At 30.9% G+C, this 256-nt stretch carries 1 pseudogene; it reads left to right on the top strand.

Annotated features, from left to right (window positions below):
• Positions 1-256: pseudogene (locus ACX6CF_RS26785) on the top strand (putative aminohydrolase SsnA); the annotation flags it as partial.

Below are 256 nucleotides of genomic sequence, written 5' to 3'. Positions count from 1 at the left end.
AAAAGATAATCTAATCTACGATTTGGGAACCACTAAAGATATGAGAGAAAAATATCCAAATGAAGAATTTATTGATGCAAATCAAGGATTGATTATGCCAGGTCTTATTAATACACATCATCATATCTATAGTTCTTTTGCTAGAGGGTTATCCTTGAAAGGTTATCATCCCAAAAAGTTTTCAGATATTCTGGAAGGTATGTGGTGGAAAATTGATAAACATCTAACTCTGGAAGATGTTAAGTATAGTTCTTAT

It is taken from the genome of Vallitalea sediminicola (genome assembly GCF_054408565.1).
This window is presented reverse-complemented; position numbering and strand designations above follow the sequence as displayed.